We start from the raw sequence: 1,806 nt of genomic DNA on the forward strand, positions 1-1,806 counted from the left end.
ACCTTTCGTACCCATTGTCTTTTTTTCAAAATAAAACACCATTTATATCTGAAAATTACAATAATAAATTAAAATTTACAAATCACATTGCTTGCTTTTTCATTTATTTTTTTATGCAACGCTAGTGATAGTCCTATAAATTAGTATAGATTTTTCATAGTGGTCGAATCTCTCGGTAAAGATATCAATTTCATAACTTAATTGGAAAGCTGCTCTTTGTTGAATGCGGTGAAATAGTTCATTTAATGAAAAAGGCAAACCTTTACTTGATAAAGTAAAAGGTTTAATTTCATTACATGTTTGTCTTGTTTTATCTATAACATGCTTTAAATTATCCTTAAGCTTCAATAATTCAGCCTGATTGTTTTTTGCTGCAAGTAACTCTAATTCTCTGTAAATATAAATTTGATCTTGTAAAAAAGTGTTATGAATATCTTCGGAGAGCCTTCTTCTTTCTGTTTCCGCAAAATGAAATAAAAATCGAGAAGATGCAGAAGTTATATCTTGTGTATCAGTTATCAGTTGCATCACAGATTCTTCATTCATTCTAATATTTTCATAAGAAAATCGAAGATATGAACCAAAAACAAGCAACCAAGACTTATCATGAATATTAAACCGAATGTTTTTTTTATGATTACCAATCCATAAATAGGTAATGACGTGGGGATGTTCAGATAAAAAGATCCCAATAGTGTTCTCATAATCAATCATAATTTTATTTTTTTGATTTTCAATTAACTTGATAGGAATATTTTCAAAGGTATTATTACCAATTAAATATTCTTCTTCTAATTTCCCTTCAGGAAAATTATATTTAATAATAGATACATCAACCATATTAAATTGTTTTTCGATCTCACTTCTAATAACATTATTTAGGTCCTTCTTTGTTCTACAATTTTCTAAATCTCTAACTAATCTTTCGACTGATTGGACAATGTTGTTCTTACCACGAAACAACGAATTACGTAATTTAAAATCTATTTGTTCCTTTATAAAGAAAAACATAACATTAAATAAGAACAAGATGATAAATATTTGTATTAAATAGTCTAGATTTCTTTCTGGGTGAAGTAAAAACAGGACGAATATTAAAAAGGATGATGGTATAAATGCTAAGCCGCTATAGTAGAGAGTTCGGTTTAATATAAAATTAATATTAATGAGTTTCTGAGTGAGAATTAAATAAGTATAGCCGACCGGTAGAATAAAAAATGCCCACGCAGTGATATAAGGATTTATCCATGTATGATTAACTAGAAACGGAAGCAGGAATAAAAATAGGAAAGGAAAAAACGCAATAGTTGGAATTAGTAACATCCAAATTAAAAATGTTTTATCCTGTTTTCCTTTATTTTTAAATAGGAAAAAAACAACCTTAACCAATGGAATAAAAATATTGATGGAAAAATAAAAAGTAGAAATAGTAATAATGGTAGCAGGTTCATTTTTCACCCAAAGTATTGAGAAAAGTTCTAAACATATTACTGAAAATAAAAAACATAAGTTAATCATTTCTAATTTACTTTTTTTCCTATAAGTAATCCTTCTGTTAAATAATATTTCTGTAACAAACCTATTAAAAAACCAAGCGGTTAATTGGAACGAAATTGTAAATGTAATTATTGCAACAATGCTTCCTGTTGATTGAAAAAAAGCAGTAAGATAAGCTAAAGGTAAGCGTAAAATAGCCCACACCTATTAAAAGGTATGGACTATTGTTATGATTTATTTAGATTGATTGGGAACACGACATTCCTCAGGAAGAGTCGGTGACCAAGGTAAGAGGTGAGCTAATTTTTC

At 28.0% G+C, this 1,806-nt stretch carries 1 protein-coding gene; it reads right to left on the reverse strand.

Annotation, left to right across the window (positions count from 1 at the left end; genetic code table 11):
• Positions 1-111: 111 nt before the first annotated feature.
• Positions 112-1,518 carry a hypothetical protein gene (locus ACFQ19_RS20165; protein ID WP_379594650.1) on the reverse strand — a complete coding sequence of 469 codons (1,407 nt, stop codon included), beginning with the start codon at positions 1,516-1,518 and terminating at the stop codon, positions 112-114.
• Between the last annotated feature and the right edge of the window lie 288 nt (positions 1,519-1,806).

It is taken from the genome of Oceanobacillus locisalsi, assembly GCF_042675985.1.
Classification (GTDB): domain Bacteria; phylum Bacillota; class Bacilli; order Bacillales; family Amphibacillaceae; genus Oceanobacillus; species Oceanobacillus locisalsi.

Coding starts and splice junctions, on each gene's coding strand:
- ACFQ19_RS20165 (WP_379594650.1), bottom strand. CDS start 1,518: ATGATTAACTTATGTTTTTTATTTTCAGTAATATGTTTAGAACTTTTC.